The organism is Citrobacter sp. ANG330, assembly GCF_047467925.1.
Lineage (GTDB): Bacteria > Pseudomonadota > Gammaproteobacteria > Enterobacterales > Enterobacteriaceae > Citrobacter_A > Citrobacter_A amalonaticus_G.
Genome location: NZ_JASJUI010000004.1, coordinates 117,857 through 140,140, shown reverse-complemented (window position 1 = coordinate 140,140; position 22,284 = coordinate 117,857). Strand labels below are relative to the sequence as shown.

At 56.2% G+C, this 22,284-nt stretch carries 15 protein-coding genes; 4 read left to right on the top strand and 11 right to left on the bottom strand.

Features of this window, described 5'->3' with window-relative positions:
* Positions 1-34 precede the first annotated feature (34 nt).
* From QNN88_RS11440 to QNN88_RS11420, 5 genes are all read right to left on the bottom strand, one after another.
* Positions 35-1,429: a DUF3999 domain-containing protein gene (locus tag QNN88_RS11440; protein WP_414240335.1), complete on the bottom strand. Its 1,395-nt coding sequence runs from the start codon at positions 1,427-1,429 to the stop codon at positions 35-37.
* Positions 1,426-4,071, bottom strand: a complete 2,646-nt coding sequence (locus QNN88_RS11435) for a DUF2339 domain-containing protein (RefSeq protein WP_414240334.1) — start codon at positions 4,069-4,071, stop codon at positions 1,426-1,428. Before QNN88_RS11435 ends, QNN88_RS11440 begins: the two co-directional genes overlap by 4 nt.
* A gap of 114 nt (positions 4,072-4,185) precedes the next feature.
* A complete protein-coding gene (locus tag QNN88_RS11430) occupies positions 4,186-6,054 on the bottom strand; it encodes an amidohydrolase (protein WP_414240333.1) in 1,869 nt (622 codons plus the stop codon).
* A gap of 21 nt (positions 6,055-6,075) precedes the next feature.
* Positions 6,076-6,621 (bottom strand): antibiotic biosynthesis monooxygenase, encoded by a 546-nt coding sequence (locus QNN88_RS11425; RefSeq protein ID WP_414240332.1) that lies wholly within the window; start codon positions 6,619-6,621, stop codon positions 6,076-6,078.
* Between the two features lie 138 nt (positions 6,622-6,759).
* Positions 6,760-7,401, bottom strand: a complete 642-nt coding sequence (locus tag QNN88_RS11420; RefSeq protein ID WP_042324582.1) for a hydrolase — start codon at positions 7,399-7,401, stop codon at positions 6,760-6,762.
* Positions 7,402-7,655: 254 nt separating this feature from the next.
* Here QNN88_RS11420 and QNN88_RS11415 point away from each other — a divergent pair, with 254 nt between their 5' ends.
* Positions 7,656-8,558, top strand: coding sequence for a LysR family transcriptional regulator (locus QNN88_RS11415; protein WP_414240331.1), 903 nt, complete (start codon positions 7,656-7,658; stop codon positions 8,556-8,558).
* On the opposite strand, the gene malZ is transcribed toward QNN88_RS11415, so the two are convergent.
* The 5 genes from malZ to phoB all read right to left on the bottom strand — a co-directional run bounded on the left by malZ (position 8,552) and on the right by phoB (position 15,711).
* Positions 8,552-10,369: a maltodextrin glucosidase gene (gene malZ, locus QNN88_RS11410; protein WP_414240330.1), complete on the bottom strand. Its 1,818-nt coding sequence runs from the start codon at positions 10,367-10,369 to the stop codon at positions 8,552-8,554. The two genes, QNN88_RS11415 and malZ, sit on opposite strands and share 7 nt — an antisense overlap.
* 137 nt (positions 10,370-10,506) lie before the next feature.
* Positions 10,507-11,880 (bottom strand): proline-specific permease ProY, encoded by a 1,374-nt coding sequence (gene proY / locus QNN88_RS11405; protein WP_414240329.1) that lies wholly within the window; start codon positions 11,878-11,880, stop codon positions 10,507-10,509.
* A gap of 78 nt (positions 11,881-11,958) precedes the next feature.
* On the bottom strand, positions 11,959-13,278 hold the full coding sequence (gene brnQ / locus QNN88_RS11400; RefSeq protein ID WP_414240328.1) for a branched-chain amino acid transporter carrier protein BrnQ: 1,320 nt from the start codon (positions 13,276-13,278) through the stop codon (positions 11,959-11,961).
* Positions 13,279-13,684: 406 nt separating this feature from the next.
* Positions 13,685-14,980 (bottom strand): phosphate regulon sensor histidine kinase PhoR, encoded by a 1,296-nt coding sequence (gene phoR, locus QNN88_RS11395; protein WP_414240327.1) that lies wholly within the window; start codon positions 14,978-14,980, stop codon positions 13,685-13,687.
* A gap of 41 nt (positions 14,981-15,021) precedes the next feature.
* Positions 15,022-15,711, bottom strand: a complete 690-nt coding sequence (phoB, locus tag QNN88_RS11390; RefSeq protein WP_042286011.1) for a phosphate response regulator transcription factor PhoB — start codon at positions 15,709-15,711, stop codon at positions 15,022-15,024.
* Between the two features lie 196 nt (positions 15,712-15,907).
* Between phoB and sbcD the strand changes: the two genes are divergently transcribed.
* A complete protein-coding gene (sbcD, locus tag QNN88_RS11385; protein ID WP_414240326.1) occupies positions 15,908-17,110 on the top strand; it encodes an exonuclease subunit SbcD in 1,203 nt (400 codons plus the stop codon).
* Positions 17,107-20,250 (top strand): exonuclease subunit SbcC, encoded by a 3,144-nt coding sequence (gene sbcC, locus QNN88_RS11380; RefSeq protein ID WP_414240325.1) that lies wholly within the window; start codon positions 17,107-17,109, stop codon positions 20,248-20,250. Before sbcD ends, sbcC begins: the two co-directional genes overlap by 4 nt.
* Positions 20,251-20,292: 42 nt before the next feature.
* Here the strand turns inward: sbcC and mak are convergent, their stop codons facing one another.
* Entirely contained in the window at positions 20,293-21,201 is a 909-nt protein-coding gene (gene mak / locus QNN88_RS11375) for a fructokinase (protein ID WP_414240324.1), read from the bottom strand.
* A gap of 126 nt (positions 21,202-21,327) precedes the next feature.
* On the opposite strand from mak, the gene rdgC reads away from it, so the two are divergent.
* A complete protein-coding gene (gene rdgC / locus QNN88_RS11370; protein WP_044259030.1) occupies positions 21,328-22,239 on the top strand; it encodes a recombination-associated protein RdgC in 912 nt (303 codons plus the stop codon).
* Positions 22,240-22,284 lie beyond the last annotated feature (45 nt).

Genomic DNA, 22,284 nt, shown 5'->3' with positions numbered 1-22,284 from the left:
GCAATATAGTGCTGACGACGAACCTTTTTATCGCTTACTGCGTACCGTCCTTTTTGACCTCGCGCCAGATGCGCCAGGCCATCAACGCCAGGATGGCAACACCCATTATCAGCGCCGCCCACACCAGCACAGTTTTCCACTGGCTTTGTTGCTCAGCGACTGATGTTGCTGTTAATCGCACCTCACCGCCGAGGGCAACATCCTCCTGAGGCGTGGCCCGTGGCAGAGAGTCCAGCGCCTGCGTTTTACGTAGCGACGCGGGAATCAACAGATCAAGACCAATATCCGCTTTTTGCGCCGCCCGGTTGCCCCAGGCCAGCATGTAAGGCCCTTTTCCCTGAGTGTTAAACACCAGTTGATAGCTGTCGCGCGCGCCGCTCAGCACAGGCAGTCTCTCCGGCAGGCGAGCATTAATGGTCGTCATCCGAACGGCTTCAACCAACTGACCGGACAGACGAACATCCTCAGAACGCTGGCCATTCAGGCGATAAAGCACGGTTTTCGTTAACGGCTGCCAGGGCGCTTTTTCACCACTGCGCCAGGCCAGTTCCACCGGTAATACGCCTTCATCGTCGAGAACAATTCTGAGCGATGTCAGAGGCTGCGGCTGTGTCCAGCGCCAGATCGCTTCGTCATTGGACACCTTCTCCTCTTGTGCATCGATCTCGATTCGTGCGGATTCCGGCGCACTGTTTTCCGCAATAGCGGTCACGCTGTTTAACGTCAGCGCCTGACTTTGCGAATCGAGGATCACCAGCAGATAACGATTCCCATCGGCGGAGAGTCTCAGGCTGGCGCTGATGGTGTCCATTTTCAGTCGATCGTTATCACGCGTCAGCGTCATCAGCGGAGCCTCTTCCTGCACGGACCGCCAGTAGCGTAAATCACGACTGACGTAGACCGACGCTTTTCCCTGCCAGTTGCCCGTCGGGGTATCCCAGTTCAGACGCAGTTGTTCCAGGAAAAAGTCGTCTTTCATCCCCTCCGGGAGCATCAGTAAATAGCTCTGCCCAACCGTTTTAACGTCATCACTTTCCAGATGAATTTCAATGCCGGTCTTCGAGCGTAAGACAAAAGATTCCCCGCGACGTCTGCCCTCTTCACGCGGCGTGACGGGTGACATATCCAGCGGGAAGAGTCTCAGCGTGACCGTTTGCGGCGTGACCGGCTGGGTTTTCTGCGCCACCAGCGTAAATGGCACCGTTTCTCCGGCGTGGTTAAAAACGCGGACATCACGTAAATCGGGCCAGGCAGTGCCCTGATACACCGGCTGCGGGAGCGATACGCGATACCACGGCGATGCGCCGAGGGTTTCCAGCATAACGCCCGTCGCGTAATCCCTCGGTGACTCCTTCACGTCATCACTGCCAACGGCGGTTCCTGCCACGCCCAGCAGCACACTACATAATACCGCTTTCATCCATTTCATTTTTCTTCTCCTGCTTTGGGCGGTAACGGTGAAAAATATCCGACAATGAGCACCAGTATAGCCACACCGATAAACGCAACCGCGCGCGCCAGGCCGCCGCCACGCGCGCTGTCCACCAGCATCAGTTTCACAATCACAATCCCTAACAATACCGCCCCGCACAGCCATTCCCGGCGTGAACGATAGCGGGTCGCACGCAGCATCACCATCAGCGCCGCCAGCATCCAGAACAGCGCAAAACAGGTCTGAATCAGCCGTGAATGCCATAGCGCTTCCACGTTCCACGCCACGTCGCCATACCAGGCCAACGCTCGTAGCAGCATCCCATTCAGCCACCAGAAGCCGAGTACGACCAGGGCAACCACCGGCCACGGACGACATACCGACAGCTGCACCGGGAAAAAATGCAGGGAGGCGCGATAAAACACAATCAGCCCCAGCAGCGCAAAAGCCGCCCCCTCTTCCAGAGGATTCACCAGCGGCAGCCAGGTCTGACGATAAACCACGCCATCCTGTAAATTGGTCAGCACTAACAGACCGACCAGTGCCGCCGCGACGGGAATCAGCCCCTGACAGGCATACAGCGCAGGCCAGACCCGGAACGGCCAGAGCTGACGGCGAACAGCCATTGAGACCAGTAAAATCAACGCACCGCCTGCCGCCATTGCCACACCGCTGCCCCAGGCCGCCATTCCCCACGGCAGGTCGCGGGCAAACCAGAACAGTTCCGTCGCCAGCGCCAGCAGAAGCATCCAGAAGAACGAGAGATGCGCCAGTCTGGACAGACGCGGCGGTAACGCCACAGCATCACGCCAGAGCAACGCCACCGCAGCGGGTAACGCCAGACACCAGGCCAGATTCTGCCAGCCTGCGGCAAAAATCTGCTGCTGAGAAATCTGATACAGCAGCGCCGCCAGTATCGTCGGCCACAGCAGCCATTTGCAGGCATCCAGCGCCTGCCACGTCAGGCGTGCGGCGGCAATTCGCCAGCCCCAGACCGACACGGCCATCAGCGCCAGCACGCCCGCCATTACCTGCGAATCGGTGGTCAACATCCACTGTGATGCCCCTGTAAGCGCCACAATCCAGAAGATGACGCCTCCCGCCAAGAGTCCCAGACTTCCGCGTAGATGAATCTTGCGCCACAGCCATGCGCCAGCCAGCCAACTGAGGCTGAGTACAGCAAAGATCAGCATCAGCGAAAGCGCAGTGGTGCCGTTCGCCTGTGACCACAGTGCGCTGCCAAGCGCTAGTACCAGCAGCGCGGTGCCGCTGTAACTCATGCGTCGCTGCTGCTGTTGCACGCCCAGCCACAAAATACCCAGCCCTTCGAGCGCCCAGGCCATGGCCGTCCACTGTGCCGACAGCGCCAGCGGGATCGCCAGCGTGGTAAACGCACCGCCCAGCGCCAGTGCGGCCAGCACCAGCGGACGCCCCAGTGACGGGTAGCGGCGTAATGCCAGCCAGGCCAGCACCAGATAAAAACCGCCGTAGCCCAGCGCGCTGAGCGCCGGGCCGTATTCCCAGTGACGAGTCATGGCATACTGCATGCCAAAGCCGATCAGCGGCGGCGCAAACAACAAAACGCCATCAATAATCTGCCTGCCTTTCTCTTGCGCCCGTAACGAGAGCGCCACGCTCAGCACGCCAAAAAGCAGAATGTTGGCGATCAGGAACAATTGGCAATTCAGGTAATACGCCGGCTGATAGTCATCCAGCCCCCAGAGACCGCCAACGCCAAAGGTAAAGAGCAGGCCGAGCAGATTAAGCTCGCGCCAGTGCTGCCAGACGCTGATCGCCAGAATGCCGACCGACAGCAGCAAATAGAAGGAGAACAGCGCCACATAATTACCGCTTCCCGTCGACAGCAGTAGCGGCGCAAGATAACCGCCGAGGCTTGCCAGCATCGCCAGACTGAGCGCCTTTTGCAGAATCGCCAGCCCCACGCTCGCCGCACAGATAACCACCAGCAGCACAAAGGCCAGCGTCATCGGCAGCATCTGCCAGAGGCGGAAGGCGCCAAAAACGGTGAGATAGAGCGCGCCCGTAGCGCCCCCCTGCAAAATAAGCGCATAAACCGGTTGTTTATGCCGTAACCGCCAGCCAATCGCCAGCAGGACGATCGCAAACAGCGCTGCCGCCACCAGGCGAAGTTCAAGCGGGAAGAGAGAATGCTCGACCGTATAGCGCAGCAGGAAAGAGAGGCCGAGAAAGAGAAGCAGGATCCCCAGCTTAGCCAACGGGTTACCCTGCATAAACCAGCGCACCAGTGATGAAATGACCCCGCCGAAGGCAGAAGGCTGTTTTTCAACAGCGGGAGCACGCGGGGGAATTTTTTCGACGCCATCAGCAGCCGGTTGCGTATGAGCACGCCACGGACTGGCAGGTTCAGGTTCAGATTCCGACACGGCGACCGGTATCGGCTCGCTTTCCGTGACTGTCTGCGTCGGCGGCACCGGCGCGGTCTGCATCACCGTCGGCGCCACGACGCCACGTTGTTCAAGCTCCTCCACCCGACGGCGTAAGCGGGCAAGCTCATCACGCGTCGTTGAACTTCGGCTGATAGCGACAATCGCCAGAACAGGCACCACCACCAGTGCGAAGAACAAAATGATGCAGCCGAGGATTAAAAGGTCGTCCATGTATTCACCTTCACTATACGGGATCGACTAAGATTGACACAAATTGTTGCATTCGCGCTATCTCTGAAGGTGAAAATGCCGGATATGCCGTTAACGACACATCCGGCTGGCGCGTTAAAACGCGAAGCACGAGCAGCCGAGCGCGCCCCAGAAGGCCCGATCGTCAGACACCGGGATCCCCGACTGGCGGGCAATATCATGCTGATGACCGTGTACGCCGCAGCTCCCGCAGCACTGGTGCATCTGCACCATGGCGCCCACTTTCGCGGCGGCTGGCGGCGCCGAGCGATAGTGCCCCGGCACTTTCACCACCGGAGACCAGTCCGGGACAACCGGGATCGCTGGCGGCGCGAGCGGAGAGAAATGCCCGGCGGCATACACCACTTTACCGTCAACCACGGTCATTACGGACTCAATGCCTTTGATCTCCTCTTCCGGCACGCTGAAGTAATCTTTGGATAACACCACCAGATCAGCCAGTTGATCGTTAGCAATGCGACCTTTTTTGCCTTGCTCGCTGGAGAACCACGCGCTGCCCGCCGTCCACAGTTCCAGCGCCACGTCGCGTGGCAGGCGGTTGTTATCGTCATACATTACCGTCCCGCCCACCGTACGGCCGGAAACCAGCCAGTACAGCGCCGTCCACGGGTTATAGCTGGCGACGCGGGTGGCATCCGTTCCGAGCCCTACCGGCACTCCAGCGGCCAGCATTTTCGCCACCGGCGGCGTCTGTTTCACCGCCTCTTTCCCATAGCGGTCGATAAAGTATTCACCCTGAAACGCCATGCGATGCTGTACCGCAATGCCGCCACCCAGCGCTTTCACGCGATCGATATTGCGCTCGCTGATGGTCTCGGCGTGGTCAAAGAACCAGTGCAGACCGTTAAACGGAATATCACGGTTCACTTTCTCGAACACATCCAGCATCCGGCTGATCGATTCATCGTAAGTGGCATGCAGACGGAACGGCCAGCGGTGCTCGACCAGGTGGCGCACCACACGCTCCAGTTCATCTTCCATTCCTTGTGGTAAATCCGGGCGCGGTTGCAGGAAGTCTTCAAAGTCCGCTGCGGAGAAGACCAGCATTTCCCCGGCCCCGTTCGCACGATAGAAATCGGTCCCCTGACCCGGCTTAAGCATATCGGTCCAGCGCTCGAAGTCGTCCAGTTCCTGCTTCGGTCGCTGGGTAAACAGGTTATAGGCGATGCGCACCGTCATCTGATTGTTGGCATGCAGTTGCTCAATGATCTCGTAATCTTCCGGGTAGTTCTGAAAACCGCCCCCGGCGTCGATGGCGCTGGTCAGCCCGAGCCGATTCAGTTCACGCATAAACTGGCGGGTGGAGTTCACCTGCATCTCCAGCGGCAGTTTTGGCCCTTTCGCCAGCGTCGAGTAAAGGATCATGGCGTTAGGTTTGGCGATCAGCATCCCGGTGGGGTTACCGTTGCCATCACGGACGATCTCGCCGCCTGCCGGATCGGGTGTCGCTTTGGTGTAGCCCACGGCTTTCAGCGCCGCGCGGTTTAACAGCGCGCGATCGTAGAGGTGCAGAACGAAAACGGGGGTATCCGGCGCGGCGTCGTTAAGCTCCTCCAGCGTCGGCATCCGGCGTTCGGCAAACTGAAATTCACTCCAGCCGCCCACCACGCGAACCCATTGCGGCGACGGGGTTCGGTCAGCCTGTTCTTTCAGCATGCGCAACGCATCGGCCAGCGAGGGTACCCCTTCCCAGCGCAGCTCAAGGTTATAATTCAACCCACCCCGGATCAGATGCAGGTGGGAATCATTAAGCCCCGGGATCACCGTGTGGCCTTTCAGATCAACCACCTGCGTACCGTCAGCGGCAAAACGCATCACCTGGTCGTGCGTTCCCGTGGCGAGGATTTTTCCATCCTTGATAGCCACGGCTTCCGCCTGCGGATTTTGCCTGTCGAGGGTATGAATTTTGCCGTGGGTCAGAATTAATGAAGCAGAGTGAGACATAACATTCTCCTGATAAGCCGATCAGGCCTTTTTCAGCCAGCCGGCAAACAGACGGGTTACGATGGGCATCCACAACCAGACCACCAGCGCAACCACACAGGCATCGTTAATCAGATGCAGTAATAGCGTTCCCTTCAGCGAGGGCACTAGCATGCCAGTCAACCACGGCACCAGATTCGTGCTGGGGAAGATAACCAACAAGGTGATCAGAAATTGCTTCCAGCGCAGCGGTTGACGGACGTGCGGCGCGGGCGGCGTAAACCAGAATGCCGCTTCGGTGTGGATCTCTGTTTTATCGCCTTCCGCCAGCAGCGGGGCGATCTCTTCGACCAGCCGCCGCCGCGTATCGGATTGTGTCCAGTTATAGAGATGCTCGAGCGTGTCGAAGCGAATAATGATGTTCCACAGATTTTGCCCATCCGTCGGGCGAATGACGTTCGCGCCAAGGTGTCCGGGAAATTGCGCCGCAACCGGCATAATTTTTCCCAGCCATTGTTCATACCGCGCGGCCTGATTGGGCTGCAAAGTATGCGTAATCACCAGCGTCACAGGTTTACTCTGCGCCATGAAAAGTTCCTTGCTGAAGGTTAATGGCGGGTTGCCCCGCCATCAGGCTGCTGACAAAGAAGGAAAAGCGGAGTTTTTCTTCTTTGTGGTTATCAGCCGAAAATCAATGGATTGATTTTGCTGGCTTTTAATTCAGAATCAGGCCTTACGTTCCGGTGCGCCATGCACCAGAGTGTAGGCATAATCCACGCCCATGCCGTAGGCGCCGCTGTGCTCACGAACCAGATCCATCACCGCGTCATAGGTCTCTTTACGTGACCAGTCACGCTGGTACTCCAGCAGAACCTGCTGCCAGGTCACCGGTACGGCACCGGCCTGTACCATACGGTCGATGGCGCGTTCATGCGCGTCAACAGAGGTGCCGCCGGAGGTGTCCGTTACTACATACACTTCGTAACCGGCTTCCAGCGCCATCAGTGCCGGGAAGGTCAGGCACACTTCGGTCCATAGCGCAGAGATAATCAATTTTTTACGTCCGGTTGCCGCCACGGCTTTCACAAATGCCGCGTCTTCCCAGGAGTTCATGGAGGTACGCTCAATGGGTTTCACATCCGGATGTACCGCCAGTAACTCAGGCCAGATGTAACCACTAAAACTTTTTGTTTCGACTGACGTATAAATGACCGGCACATTAAATATCTTGCCTGCTTTCGCCAGCGCGACGGTATTATTTTTCAGCGTCTGACGATCAATATTCGCTACCCCAAATGCCATTTGCGGCTGATGGTCAATAAAAATGAGCGTCGAGTTAGATGGATTAATCAGTTCCCGAATAGACATAATACACTTCCTTAATCAATGAGTTAGAAATTGACGTCTGGTATCCGCCGTCAGCCATCAAATCCTGAATCAGAAAGCCTGTTTAGTATACGACTTATTAAAGAAAACTGACCAGCGCGTGGAATAAGCCTTTTCCGGCGATATATTCTGGCACCTTCAAAAAAATGCGGTTCTTCCGTCTAATTTCTTCACTGGTTTTGTTTATCGCTATTCGGTACAACAGAGGGGTTTTCATTCAGGGATATTTTCAGCTTATGCGCATTAATCTGGACGTTCTGCTTATTCTGGACGCAATCGATAAATACGGTACTTTTGCCGCCGCAGCCGAATCGTTGTTTAAAACTCCCGCGGCGCTCAGCTATATGATTCAAAAGCTGGAAAAAGATCTCAATATCGAACTGCTTGACCGCTCCGGGCATCGGGCAAAATTCACCGATACCGGACTGATGATGCTGGAAAAGGGGCGTTTGTTGCTGAGCGCAGCCAAAGATCTGGAAAAGCAGGCGCTGCAGCTGAGCTCCGGCTGGGAGAAAGAGCTGGTCATTGCGCTGGATGTCTCCTTCCCCTTTGAGGTACTGTTACCCCATATTGAGGCCTTCCACGCGCTGAACAAACAAACGCTGCTTAAATTTTCGTATCACACGCTGGCCGGGTCATGGGAAGAACTCACGCATAATGGCGCGGATATCATTCTTGGCGCGATTAACGAACCGCCGACGTCTGCGGCGTGGTCCTACAAAATGTTAGGCACTCTGGATAATGTTTTTGTCGTGGCCCCCAATCATCCGCTGGCCGCATTCTCTGACAGATTGACGAATGAACAACTCTGCCTGCACCGCGCCATTGTCATCAGCGACAGCGCGCGTTTTTGCCATCCGCTGCAAACCAACCTGATGGAAGAACAGCCGCAGATTCATGTCGATGATTTTCATAGTAAAGTGGCGCTGCTGCGCGCCGGGATGGGCTGCGGGTTTCTTCCGCGGCATATCGCCAGCCCGTGGCTTGCCACGGGCGAACTGGTCGAAAAAAGCGTCATCTCTTTTCGCGAAAAAGATGTCGCTTATATGGCCTGGCGCGATGGCAACCACGGGCTGGCGCAACACTGGTGGCGGGAAACGCTGCTTGCCAGCCGCGACATCGCGCAGTTGTATCAGTGATTCAGCCAGAGGGTGGCAGAAATCGCCGGCAGCGACAGGACGTCCTCAACCCTCTGCCCTTTTCCTTCTTTACAACGCCATTCTGTTACGTTCAGCAGCGGTGACGCCGGGAGCACCACTTCACAGGCTTCACCGCGGTTAATGGCTACCAGCACGCGCTGCTGCTGGTAGACGCGCAAGAACACCACCACGTTATCTTCCGCATAGACCACCTGGCACCCACCGTAGCGCAGCGCCGCAATGCTATGCCTCAGCTTTGCCATTCTCTGATACAGGGCAAGCAATGTGGCATCCTGTTTTTCTGCCTGCCAGGGGAACGTCTTGCGACAGAAGGGATCGTTATTGCCATCCAGTCCCACCTCATCGCCGTAATAGATACAGGGCACGCCGGGCCAGCTAAACAACCAGACCACCGCCAGCGGCAGGCGGGCAACATCTTTGCCCAACAGCGATTTGAAACGGGCGGTATCGTGGCTGTCGAGCTGGTTGAACATCCTCAGTTGCTGCTGATGCGAAAGTCCGGCGCGGTAATTTTCCATCCACGCCATACAGGTTTGCGCGTCAATCTGTTGCGGGTCATACGAGATATCGGTATTGGCCAGAAACCCCCATAGCGGAAAGGTGAAGCCCCGGTAGTTCATCGCCGCATCTTCTGCATCCGCCTGCAGCCACTGTCGCGCATCACCAAAGTGTTCACCAAAGACGTAGGCTTCTGGCTGCGTTTCCTTTGCCGCCTGGGTGATCCCGGCGACATGCTGAAGGTTATTGCGCGCACCGCCCGCTTCTCCCAGCATATGCACCACATCAAGCCGCCAGCCATCCATGTTCCACGGCGCTTTCAGCCAGTGACGCACGACGCTGTCTTCACCGCGATAGATTTCATTGACCAGACTTTCGGACTGATAATCCAGTTTTGGCAGACTGGGGTAACCCAGCCAGTCCAGCGCAACGCCGTCTGGAGAAAAGCTGTACCAGTCGCGCCAGGGCGATTCTGGGTTATGGCACGCGCCGCCGGTGCCGCGGTTGTGGCAGTCAAACCAGGCATGAGAATCGCCGCTGTGGTTAAACACGCCGTCCAGCACCAGCCGCATTCCCTGCTGCTGCGTTTTCTCGCGCAGACGCAGTAACGCGTGATCGCCGCCAAACTGCGGATCAACATGGCGATAATCTTCGGTGTCGTATTTATGCACACTCGGAGCAGTGAACACCGGATTCAGGTACAGCGCGGTGACGCCCAGTTTTTTCAGGTAAGGCAGTTTTTCACTGATACCGTCGAGGTCGCCGCCATAAAACGTGGATCCACCGGCCTGTGCGGTCACCGGTTCGTCCCAGTCACGCAGCACAATCTCCTGCCCGGCGGCGTGATGGTAATAGACCTTATCCTGCTGTGCGTCGCGTGACGAACTGCGGGCAAAACGGTCAGGAAAGATTTGGTAGAAAACCTGATCGGCTACCCACTGCGGTCCGCTGTCTGGCGCATCCACGGCAAATTGCTCCAGACGCGCGGGAGGAAAACGGCTGAACCCAAGCGGTGTGAACCACAACTGACGATCGTGCCAGAGCAGCTTGAAACTGTAGCGTCGACGCGGTTGCCCACTACGAAGATCAATCACCGCACGCCAGGCGGTCACACCCGGCGATGGCTGCGTACGCCGTTTGTGCATCACCAGCGTAGTTTCTTCGTTGTCGTTCTCCGCACGTAGCGTGACCCGCTGCGGCAGATTCTCTCCGGTCAGCCAGAGCGTAATGGTCAGTTGGTCTTTGTTTTGCTTAACAAATGGGGCAACCGGTAGGTGCCAGGCGTTCAACATCACGTATCCCCTTTGATGAAAATGAGCTCACCTTGCCATAGCGATTTACAGGATAACTCATCATCTGACGGTTAATTGGGGGAGGAGTTCGGGGGAGGAGAAATGACCGGATGGCATTCGCGCCACCCGGTACAACATTACTGCACTTGCGCCATCTGGCGATCGTGGCGGCGTTTGAAAATCCAGCCAATCATCAGCAGAACAATCCAGCCACACCCCACATACAGCGAGATGCGGGTATCAGGATGATAGCCAATCAGCCCGATGATAAAGACGAGAAAAATCAGGCCCGCAATGGTCGTTGCCACACCGCCCGGTACTTTAAACTTCAGCGCTTTCACCTCTTCCGGCGGCAGACGACGACGGAAAGCGATTTGCGACAGCAGGATCATAATCCACACCCAGACCGTCGCGAAGGTTGCCAGCGAAGCAATCACCAGGAAGACGTTCTCCGGCATGATGTAGTTCAGATACACCGCAAACAGCAGCGCGATAGTCATCACCATAACCGTGACCCACGGGATCCCCCGACGCGAGGTTTTGGCGAACACTTTCGGCGCACTCCCCTGCTCCGCCATCCCGTGCAGCATACGACCGACGCCAAAGACGTCAGAGTTGATTGCTGACAGTGACGCGGTGAGTACCACAAAGTTGAGAATACTGGCGGCAAAGGTAATACCGAGATGCTGGAAGGTCAGCACAAACGGGCTACCGTCGGTTCCCACCTGGTTCCACGGGTAGATAGACATAATGACGAACAGCGTCCCTACGTAGAACACCAGAATACGCATTGGCACCGAGTTAATGGCGCGTGGAATAGATTTTTCCGGATCTTTCGCTTCACCGGCAGTGATACCGATGATTTCAATACCGCCGTAGGCAAACATCACCATCTGCAGCGACATCACCATCCCCAGCCAGCCGTTGCTGAAGAAACCGCCGTTACTCCACAGGTTATGGATCCCGGTCGGTTGCCCGCCGTTGCCAATCCCCCAGATGATGATCCCGAAGCCTGCCACAATCATGATGATGATGGTGGCGACTTTAAAAAAGGAGAACCAGAATTCCAGCTCACCAAATACTTTCACGCTCATCAGGTTGATGGCACAGATGATCAGCACCACGCTGAGCACCCAGATCCAGTGCGGCACCGTCGGGAACCAGACGCCCATATAGATACCGAATGCGGTCACGTCAGCAATAGCGACAATCAGGATTTCAAAGCAGTAGGTCCAGCCGGTGATGTAACCCGCGAGTGGGCCGAGGTTTTCCTGCGCATAGCGCGAAAATGAACTGGCGGAAGGGTTGTGTACCGACATTTCCCCCAACGCGCGCATAATGATATAGGCCGCCACGCCGCCAATGATGTAGGCCAGCAGCACGCTCGGCCCGGCCATTTTGATGGCATCCGCAGAGCCATAAAACAGCCCGGTGCCAATGGCTGAGCCCAGGGCCATAAAGCGAATGTGTCGGGTGCTTAGCCCACGCTTCAGCTTGTTATTACTTTCCATCGATTCCTAACCCATCAACACAATAAAAAACCACGGGGCCAGTAATAGCCCCGTGGTTAAAACACTTTTCCCGCAATCTTAGTGTGCGCTGGAGGTCACCTGTCGACCCGCTGCGCGATCCCAGATAACCGCCAGGACCACCATCACGACAGTGGGCATTAACCACGCCAGACCTTGTTCCGCCAGCGGTAGGCGCTGGGTCCAGGCCGGTAACACGTCGCCGATTGCCGATGCTTTAATACCATCAAGGATACCAAAAATCAGGCTGATAAACATTGCCGGTGCGATAACGCGGGTCGAATTATGCCACCATGAACGGGTAAAACTTAATACAACCAGTGCGATACATGGCGGGTAGATGGCCGTCAGTACCGGAATAGAGATCTGAATCAGATGGCTAAGCCCCAGGTTGGACACCACCATCGAGAAGCCGCCAAGAATGAACACCAGCGTGCGGTAGGAGAGCGGCACATACTGGGCGAAGAACTCCGCACAGGCGCAGGTCAGACCGACCGCCGTCACCAGACAGGCGATAAAGATCAGCGCCGCCAGCAGCAGGCTGCCCGCACCGCCAAAGGTGTGCTGAACATAGGCATGCAGGATCGCCGCGCCGTTCGCCGACTGATCGACCAGCGTGGCGCTGTCAGATCCGAGACGGAACAGCGCCAGGTACAGCAGCGTTAATCCTACGCCTGCCATCAGGCCAGCCCAGACGGTATAACGGGTCAACAGACGCGCTTCGGTCACGCCGCGAGAACGCGCCGCGTTAACAATAACGATACCAAAGACCATCGCGCCCAGCGTATCCATCGTCAGGTAACCGTTAACGAAACCATTGGAGAACGCAGCGGTCTGGTACGCTTCCATCGCATGGCTGATCGGGCCGGCAGGCCAGATGATGGCCGCAACGGAGAGCACAATCAGCGCCAGAATCTTCAGTGGCGCCAGGAAGTTACCCACGGTATCCAGCAGTTTGCCCGGATAGAGCGACACCAGAATGACAATCGCGAAGTAGACCACGCTGTAGATCAACAGCGGCAGCGTCGAGTCGCCGGTCAACGGCGCAATGCCCACTTCAAAAGAGACCGTCGCAGTACGCGGGGTGGCGAATAATGGCCCGACGGCCAGATAGCAGACGGTCGCCAGCAGTACGCCTGCGACTTTACCGATTGGCGTGCTCAGACTATCGACACCCCCGCCCACTTTCGCCAGCGCGATAACGGTCAGCACCGGTAGGCCTACAGCGGTGATCAGAAAGCCGAAAGCCGCTATCCAGACGTTTTCGCCGGCCTGCAAACCAACCATTGGAGGAAAGATGATGTTCCCTGCGCCGACGAACAGCGCAAAAGTCATAAAGCCCAGCGCAATGATATCGCGCGATTTTAACTGATGGGTCATAAAGCTTACGGCCTGTGGATGTGGTGTTGATTAAAGTGACTTATTGTCTTTCCCTGTGGGAAGAAACAGCGGTTTTTTTAAGCCATTCCAGAGGGATATATCCCATAACCTGGAAAGCAAAGAATAGTTTTTCGATTTACCGCCTGAATACAGTCAGTCTGACAGCATCTGGGGCGCAATTTAAACGCTTATAACGTTTTAAAGCAAGGTGGGATCTAAAAACTGGAAGATTATAGCGATATCAAATTATACATCAGTATAAAACACTATTCATCCGGAAAAGTCCTGGCTTATCATGCGAACAAAAAACAACCAGACGTTAATTAATTCAGCAGACTTATCTTAGCCGCAAAGAAAATAAGCCAGCATTGGCTGGCTTATGGAAAGAAAACCTTACGATTGTACTTTAAGCACTTTTTTTGGCAATTAATCGTTCCGGCAGCACAAAACTAAAGCGCGTCCCTCTGCCCGGTTGACTGTCGATATTCAGGCGGCTTTCGTGATGATTCACCGCGTGTTTTACGATAGCCAGCCCCAGGCCACTGCCGCCCGTTTGTCGCGATCGCGCTTTATCTACCCGATAAAAACGCTCCGTTAAGCGCGGGATATGTTCCGGCGCAATACCCGGCCCGTTATCCTCCACGCTAAACTCCGCGCCGTGCGGCACACGATGCCAGCGCACGGTAACATGCGTTCCCGCTGGCGTATGGTTTACCGCGTTATAAACCAGGTTCGACATCGCACTACGCAGTTGTTCTTCATTCCCCAGCACTTTGAGCTGGTTATCCACCTCAAAGTGGAACGTATGCTTCTGCTGGCTGAGCGTCTGCGCTTCGCGTTCAACCATGTGCAGCATCATCGGAACATCAACCTGCTCATTGAGCAAAAGCGCCGGCGCGGCTTCAATTTTCGACAGCGTCAACAACTGCTTCACCAGCCCTTCCATGCGCGAGGTCTGGTCACGCATCGTCAGCAATGCTTTTTCACGCGTGGCGCCTTCCAGTTGCTGCTCGTGCATCATCTCAAGATAGCCCTGCAACACCGTCAGCGGGGTACGCAGCTCGTGGCTCACGTTGGCGAAGAAATTGCGTCTCGCACCTTCAAGCTGATGCATCTGTGTCATATCACGCGCCACCATCAGCAATTGCTTATCGGTATACGGCATGACGCGAATTTCCAGATGCCGGCCGGTGTTGAGCACCAGATTTAACGGTCTACTGAAATCCCGCAGCTTAAGATACTGCGTGAACTCCGGGTAGCGCAGCAGGTTCAGGATATTCTGTCCGCTGTCGTCTGGCCAGCGTAAACCCAGCACCTGTTGCGCCAGGCCGTTACACCAGAAGATCCCACCCTCTTCGGTGGTCAACACCACTGCATCGGGCAGCGACTCTGCTCCGCTGCGAAAGCGTTTAATCAGATTGCCCAACTCGCGACGGCGCTTTTTATTGCGCAGTTGCATCTGATGCAAGCCGTACAATAGCGGTTCCCAACTGCCTCGTCCCGGCGGCGGCGTCATGCTTCTGTCGACCCACAGCCACCATGAGAGGCGCAATAAATTCCAGAAATGCCAGATAAGCAGTCCTGTTACCGATGCCAGTAAAAACCAGGGCAGGTAACCCAAAAATGCACTTAGGATCAAGGCCGGGATACAGCAAAATATCAGCTCCAGCACCAGCCTTTTCCATGACAGCCGTTCCAGCACGGGTCACTCTCCCTTCAGAGCCAGGCTCTTATTCTTGCCTTTCAAAAACGGGTCGAAAAACGATACCCAGTCCCGCGAACCGTCTGCACCATCCGATCGTGGCCACTGGTTTCCAGCGCCTTGCGCAGACGGCGAATATGCACATCGACGGTACGATCCTCAACGTAGACATTGGTGCCCCAGACGTGATTCAGCAGTTGTTCACGGCTGTAAACCCGCTCAGGATGCGTCATAAAGAAATGCAGAAGTTTAAATTCCGTCGGCCCCATATCGAGCGGGTTTTCACCGGTCATCACGCGATGCGAGGTCGGATCCAGGCTCAGCCCCTGCATCTCAATAACCTCTTCCACCGCCATCGGTGAAATCCGGCGCATCACCGCTTTAATGCGGGCAACCAGCTCTTTCGGCGAGAACGGTTTGGTAATGTAGTCGTCCGCGCCAGTTTCCAGGCCGCGCACCCGATCCTCTTCTTCCCCTCTGGCGGTCAGCATCATAACCGGGATATCCCGGGTCATCGCTTCGCGCTTGAGGTGTTTAATAAACTGTAGACCAGAACCGCCGGGCAACATCCAGTCAAGGAGGATCAAATCCGGCCAGGGTTCATTAAGCTGGTTCACCGCACTGTCATAATCTTCAGCTTCAACGGGTTGAAAGCCATTTTGCTCAAGCACGAAACAGACCATTTCGCGAATTGGAGCTTCATCTTCTACGACCAGAATACGTCTCGCCATGATTTGCCCTGTTATATAAGTTGCTTGTCATCATCAGTCTTAATGCGGCGTCATTATGCGTCAGTTTTATGACAGATTTATGAAAATGCGTGCTGACGTTAACCTTAGGTTGTTGATTTATGACACCCGATAAACGAGATATTACAGCCCCCGAATGGTTATAATCCCCTTTATGCTTTTTTGCCATGGAACCGTTATGCGCATCCTTCACACCTCTGACTGGCATCTTGGACAAAATTTTTACAGCAAAAGCCGCGCCGCTGAACATCAGGCCTTTCTCGACTGGCTGCTGGAAACGGCGGTTGAGCAGCAAGTGGATGCGATCATCGTGGCCGGCGACATTTTCGATACCGGCTCACCGCCAAGCTATGCCCGCGAGCTCTATAACCGTTTTGTGGTCAACCTACAGCAAACGGGCTGTCATCTGGTGGTGTTGGCTGGAAATCATGACTCCGTCGCCACCCTGAATGAATCTCGAGAAATACTGGCGTTTCTCAATACTACAGTGGTCGCCAGCGCCGGCCATGCTCCCCAAATCCTGAATCGTCGCGACGGCCAACCTGGCGCGGTGCTGTGCCCGGTGCCGTTTTTACGTCCACGCGACATTATCAGCAGCCAGGCAGGGCTTTCTGGTACAGAGAAACAGCAGCATCTGCTGGGGGCCATCACGGAATACTACCAGCAACAATATGACGCCGCCTGCGCGCTGCGCGGCGATCGCGCTCTGCCGATTATCGCCACGGGTCACCTGACCACCGTGGGCGCCAGCAAAAGTGACGCCGTCCGTGACATTTATATTGGTACGCTGGATGCTTTCCCGGCGCAGAATTTCCCGCCTGCCGATTATATCGCCCTGGGCCACATCCACCGGGCGCAGAAAATTGGCGGCACAGAACATATCCGCTACTGCGGGTCCCCCCTCGCGCTGAGCTTTGACGAATGCGGCAAAAGCAAATACGTGTATCGGGTGGACTTCCAGGACGGCAAGTTAGCCAGCGTCGAGGCGCTCACCGTTCCGGTCACCCAACCACTGGCAGTATTAAAAGGCGATCTCGTTGCCATTACCGAACAACTGGAACAGTGGCGTGATAGCGATCGGAACCCTCCGGTCTGGCTGGATATCGAAATCACCACGGATGAGTATCTGCATGATATGCAGCGCAAAATTCAGGCGCTAACGGAAACACTGCCCGTTGAGGTGCTGTTAGTTCGCCGCAGTCGGGAGCAGCGCGAACGCATGTTGAGTAACGAACGCCGTGAAACGCTGAGCGAGCTGAGCGTGGATGAGGTTTTTGCCCGCCGACTCGCGCTCGAAGCCCTTGAACCTCCACAGTGCGAACGCCTGACATCACTTTTTCACCGCACACTACAAACACTGTCCGGGGAGCATGAGGCATGAAGATTCTCAGTCTGCGCCTGAAAAACCTCAACTCGCTGAAAGGAGAATGGAAGGTCGATTTCACGGTAGAACCCTTTGCCAGCAACGGCCTGTTTGCCATTACTGGGCCTACCGGAGCAGGCAAAACCACGCTGCTCGACGCGATTTGCCTGGCGCTATACCACGAGACGCCGCGCCTGAATACCGTGTCGCAATCGCAGAACGATCTGATGACCCGTGATACCGCGGAGTGCCTGGCGGAAGTGGAGTTTGAAGTGAAAGGGGAAGCGTATCGGGCATTCTGGTGCCAGAACCGTGCGCGCAACCAGCCCGACGGCAATTTGCAGGTGCCACGCGTGGAGCTTGCACGCTGCGCCGACGGGAAAATCCTTGCCGATAAAGTGAAAGACAAACTGGAAATGACGGCAGAACTGACCGGGCTGGATTACGGTCGTTTTACCCGTTCGATGCTGCTCTCGCAGGGACAGTTCGCCGCCTTCCTCAATGCGAAGCCAAAGGAACGCGCGGAGCTGCTGGAGGAATTGACCGGTACGGAAATTTACGGCCAGATCTCCGCCCAGGTTTTTGAGCAGCATAAAATCACGCGTACCGAACTGGAAAAATTACAGGCGCAGGCCAGCGGCGTCGCACTGTTAGCGCCAGAGGCGTTGCAGACGCTGACAGAAAGTTTGCAGGCGCTCACTGACGAAGAAAAACAACTGCTTGCCCAACAGCAGACTGAACAGCAGCGACTGAACTGGCTGATGCGACAACACGAATTGCAGGCCGACGCGAACCAGCGGCAGTTGGCGCAGCGGGCTGCTCAGGAAGCGCTGGAAAACGCCCAGCCACAGCTGGCCACCCTCAGCCTCGCACAGCCTGCCAGAGCGTTGCGCCCGCTATGGGATCGCATTCAGGAGCAATCCGCTACCGTTTTCCGCACCCGTCAGCAGATTAACGAAGTAAATGCTCGCTTACAGAGTAGATTCACACTGCGCAATCACATCCGCCGCCTGGCAGAGCGGCAATCCACCACCCTGCTCGCTACCCAGCAGACGCTGAACGAGTGGCTAAACGAACACGATCGCTTTCGCCTGTGGAGCAACGAGTCAGGAGGATGGCGCGCCCTTTTTGCTCAGCAAGTCAGCGATAAGGCGCAACTGGCAAAATGGCAGCAACAGCAGATAAACGATAGCCGTAAGCTGGAAGCACTGCCGCCAGTGGCGCTAAACCTGACGGCGGATGAGGTCACAACGGCGCTGGCGCAGCACGCGAAACAGCGCCCTCTGCGCCAGCAGTTGCTTTCCCTCCACGGGCAGATTGTTCCCCGACTGACACGTCTGCGCCAGCTACAGGCGGCGATGGCGCATAATCAACAGGAACTCGCCCGACTCAATACCCTGCTGGAGGCAAAACGTCAGCAGTATAAAGATAAACATCAGCAGTATCAGGATGTTAAAACCCTTTGTGAACAGGAAGCGCGAATCAAAGACCTGGAAAACCAGCGTGCACTGTTACAGGCAGGTCAGCCCTGCCCGCTTTGCGGTTCAACCACTCATCCTGCTGTCGCGGCATATCAGGCGCTTGAGCCCGGAGTTAATCAGGAACGGCGTGATGCGTTAGAAAAAGAGGTTAAAGCGCTGGCGGACGAAGGCGCCGCCTTGCGTGGGCAGTCGGAAGCGTTAAACCAACAGCGACAGCGTGACGAAAGCGAAGCGCAGACGCTGGCTAAAGAGGAGCAAGCGCTCACTCAACAGTGGCAGACCACGATCGGCGCTCTGAAAATCACGTTACAACCGCAGGATGATATTCAACCCTGGCTGACGGCACAGGATGAGCACGAACAACAGCTCTACCAGCTTAGCCAGCGCCATGACCTACAGGCGCAAATTACCGCCCATGCGCAGCAGGTGGCGCAGTACCGCCAGCAAATCGACCAGCGCCAGGCGACGCTGACAGCACAGTTAAGCCGCTATACGTTGTCACTTCCTGAGGAAGGCTGCGAGGAAGCGTGGTTAGACGCTCGCGCGGCAGAGGCACAAACGTGGCAACAGCGGCAGACGGAATTGACGGCGTTACAGGCGCAGATCGCGCAACTCACCCCGCTGCTCGAGACACTACCTGTCGCAGATATCGACGTTGAGGATGATGAAAGCGTATCGCTGGAAAACTGGCGTCAGGTTCATGATGAGTGTCTGTCGCTGATGAGTCAGTTACAGACGTTACAACAACAGGAGCGGCAGGAGACTCAGCGCGCCGCCGACGCGCAGGCGCAGTTTGATGCCGCGCTGGCGCAGAGTCGGTTTGTCGATCAGGCAGCGTTTCTTGCCGCGCTGCTGGATGACGAGGCCATCACGCGTCTGGAACAACTGAAGCAGTCGCTGGAAAACCAGCTTCAACAGGCGCAGACACTCGCCACGCAGTCAGCCCAGGCGCTGGCGACGCATCAACAACAGCCACCGGCAGGACTGGACCTGACGCAGTCGGTCGAAAATATTCAGCAAGCCGTGGCACAGCTTAACGATCGGGTGCGCGACAACGCCACGCGTCAGGGCGAGATTCGCCAGCAGCTTAAACAGGATAGCGATAACCGCCAACATCAGCAGGCGTTAATGCAGAAAATCAGCGACGCAATGCAACAGGTTGAGGACTGGGGATATCTGAATACACTGATCGGCTCTAAAGAGGGCGATAAGTTCCGTAAGTTCGCTCAGGGGCTAACGCTGGATAATCTGGTCTGGCTGGCGAATAACCAGTTGACCCGCCTGCATGGCCGTTATCTGTTACAGCGCAAAGCCAGTGAAGCGCTGGAACTGGAGGTGGTCGATACCTGGCAGGCCGACGCCGTGCGCGATACCCGTACCCTTTCCGGTGGCGAGAGCTTCCTGGTCAGTCTGGCGCTGGCGCTGGCGCTCTCCGATCTGGTCAGCCACAAAACGCGCATTGACTCGCTGTTCCTTGATGAAGGCTTCGGCACGCTCGACAGTGAAACACTGGATACCGCCCTTGATGCGCTGGATGCGCTCAACGCCAGCGGCAAAACCATTGGGGTGATTAGCCATGTGGAAGCGATGAAAGAACGGATTCCGGTGCAGATCAAGGTGAAGAAGATTAACGGCCTGGGCTACAGCAAGCTCGATCGGATGTTTGCCGTGGAATAACAGGACGACAGGCCGGAGAACGCCGGCCTGTCCTGAGAGACGTTATTCCTGCGGCCACAGCCACGCGGCGCCGCGCACGCCGCTGGAATCACCGTGCAGGGCTTGGCGCACCGGCGTTTCGCACTCACCACCGAACACAAACTGTTTAATCAACGGTGGAATTGTTTTGTACAGGCGATCGATGTTGCTCATCCCGCCGCCGAGAACGAAAACATCCGGGTCGAGAATGTTCACCACATGGGCCAGCGATTTCGCCAGCCGCCGTTCATAGCGGCTGAGCGCCAGTTCGGCCAACGCGTTTTGTCCCTCCGCCAGGCGGATTATTTCACTGCCTTTAAGCGAATTGCCACTCAGTCGATAATAATCGGTGGCGAAGCCGGTGCCGGAAATAAACGTCTCAATACATCCCTGTTTTCCACAGTAACAAGGCACTTCAGCGCGATAGCGCAATTCATCTTCATCCATCCACGGTAAAGGGTTGTGTCCCCATTCGCCCGCCGTCCCATTGCCGCCGATGTGCGCCCGCCCGTTGAGCGCCACGCCCGCGCCGCAGCCTGTACCAATGATCACCGCAAAAACGGTCTGCGCTCCGGCTGCCGCCCCATCCACTGCCTCAGAAACGGCCAGGCAGTTCGCGTCATTCGCCAGACGAACCTCACGTTGCAAACGCGCGCAGAGGTCTTTATCAAACGGTTTTCCATTCAGCCACGTCGAGTTGGCATTCTTCACCACGCCGGTATAAGGCGAAATGGAGCCGGGGATGCCCATCCCCACCGTGCCCGTTTGCCCGGTGGCCTCCTCCGCCATCGCCACCAGCGTGGCAATGGTTTCGATGGTTTGTTGATAGTCGTTTCGCGGCGTCGGCAGACGATGGCGGAACAGTTGCTCCCCTGCCTCACTGAGCGCAATCACTTCCGTTTTGGTGCCGCCTAAATCAATACCAATACGCACACGGTGTTCCTCTTTTTTTAGGGAATATCAACAGAGTAGAGCGAGGCTTTGGGAATGGCAATGCAAGCCCGCCGACAATTCGTTACTATACGCGCTGGATTTAACGACAAGGCCGTGGAAATTATCATGCTGTGGTTCAAAAATTTAATGGTTTACCGTCTTAGCCGCGATATTTCATTGCGTGCCGAGGAGATGGAAAAACAGCTAGCCTCAATGACGTTTACCCCTTGCGGTAGCCAGGATATGGCAAAGACGGGCTGGGTGCCGCCAATGGGATCGCACAGCGATGCGTTGACGCATACTAACAACGGCCAGATTTTGATTTGCGCGCGTAAAGAAGAGAAGATCCTGCCCTCTCCGGTGATCAAACAGGCGCTGGAAGCGAAGATCGCCAAACTGGAAGCCGAGCAGGCGCGCAAACTGAAGAAAACCGAGAAAGATTCGCTGAAGGATGAAGTGCTGCATTCACTGCTGCCACGCGCCTTTAGCCGCTTTAGTCAGACCATGATGTGGATCGATACCGTGAACGGGTTGATCATGGTGGACTGCGCAAGCGCGAAAAAAGCGGAAGATACACTGGCGCTGCTGCGTAAGAGCCTCGGATCTCTCCCGGTGGTTCCGCTGGCACTGGAAAACCCGATTGAGCTGACGCTCACCGAATGGGTGCGTTCTGGCACCGTGGCTCAGGGCTTCCAGTTACTTGACGAAGCCGAACTGAAAGCAATGCTGGAAGACGGCGGCGTGATTCGGGCGAAAAAACAGGATCTGGTCAGCGATGAGATCGCCGTCCACATTGAAGCCGGTAAAGTGGTAACCAAGCTGGCGCTCGACTGGCAGCAGCGTATTCAGTTTATGATCTGCGATGACGCTTCGATCAAGCGCCTGAAATTCAGCGATGAACTGCGCGATCAAAACGAAGATATCGACAGGGAAGATTTTGCCCAGCGCTTTGACGCGGACTTTATCCTGATGACCGGTGAACTGGCCGCGTTGATTCAGAATCTGGTGGAAGGTTTAGGCGGCGAAGCGCAGCGCTGAGTGAATTTGCCGACTCCGTAGGCCGGATGAGACGCGCTAGCGTCA

Coding starts and splice junctions, on each gene's coding strand:
- QNN88_RS11440 (WP_414240335.1), bottom strand. CDS start 1,429: ATGAAATGGATGAAAGCGGTATTATGTAGTGTGCTGCTGGGCGTGGCA.
- QNN88_RS11435 (WP_414240334.1), bottom strand. CDS start 4,071: ATGGACGACCTTTTAATCCTCGGCTGCATCATTTTGTTCTTCGCACTG.
- QNN88_RS11430 (WP_414240333.1), bottom strand. CDS start 6,054: ATGTCTCACTCTGCTTCATTAATTCTGACCCACGGCAAAATTCATACC.
- QNN88_RS11425 (WP_414240332.1), bottom strand. CDS start 6,621: ATGGCGCAGAGTAAACCTGTGACGCTGGTGATTACGCATACTTTGCAG.
- QNN88_RS11420 (WP_042324582.1), bottom strand. CDS start 7,401: ATGTCTATTCGGGAACTGATTAATCCATCTAACTCGACGCTCATTTTT.
- QNN88_RS11415 (WP_414240331.1), top strand. CDS start 7,656: ATGCGCATTAATCTGGACGTTCTGCTTATTCTGGACGCAATCGATAAA.
- malZ (WP_414240330.1), bottom strand. CDS start 10,369: ATGTTGAACGCCTGGCACCTACCGGTTGCCCCATTTGTTAAGCAAAAC.
- proY (WP_414240329.1), bottom strand. CDS start 11,880: ATGGAAAGTAATAACAAGCTGAAGCGTGGGCTAAGCACCCGACACATT.
- brnQ (WP_414240328.1), bottom strand. CDS start 13,278: ATGACCCATCAGTTAAAATCGCGCGATATCATTGCGCTGGGCTTTATG.
- phoB (WP_042286011.1), bottom strand. CDS start 15,711: ATGGCGAGACGTATTCTGGTCGTAGAAGATGAAGCTCCAATTCGCGAA.
- sbcD (WP_414240326.1), top strand. CDS start 15,908: ATGCGCATCCTTCACACCTCTGACTGGCATCTTGGACAAAATTTTTAC.
- sbcC (WP_414240325.1), top strand. CDS start 17,107: ATGAAGATTCTCAGTCTGCGCCTGAAAAACCTCAACTCGCTGAAAGGA.
- rdgC (WP_044259030.1), top strand. CDS start 21,328: ATGCTGTGGTTCAAAAATTTAATGGTTTACCGTCTTAGCCGCGATATT.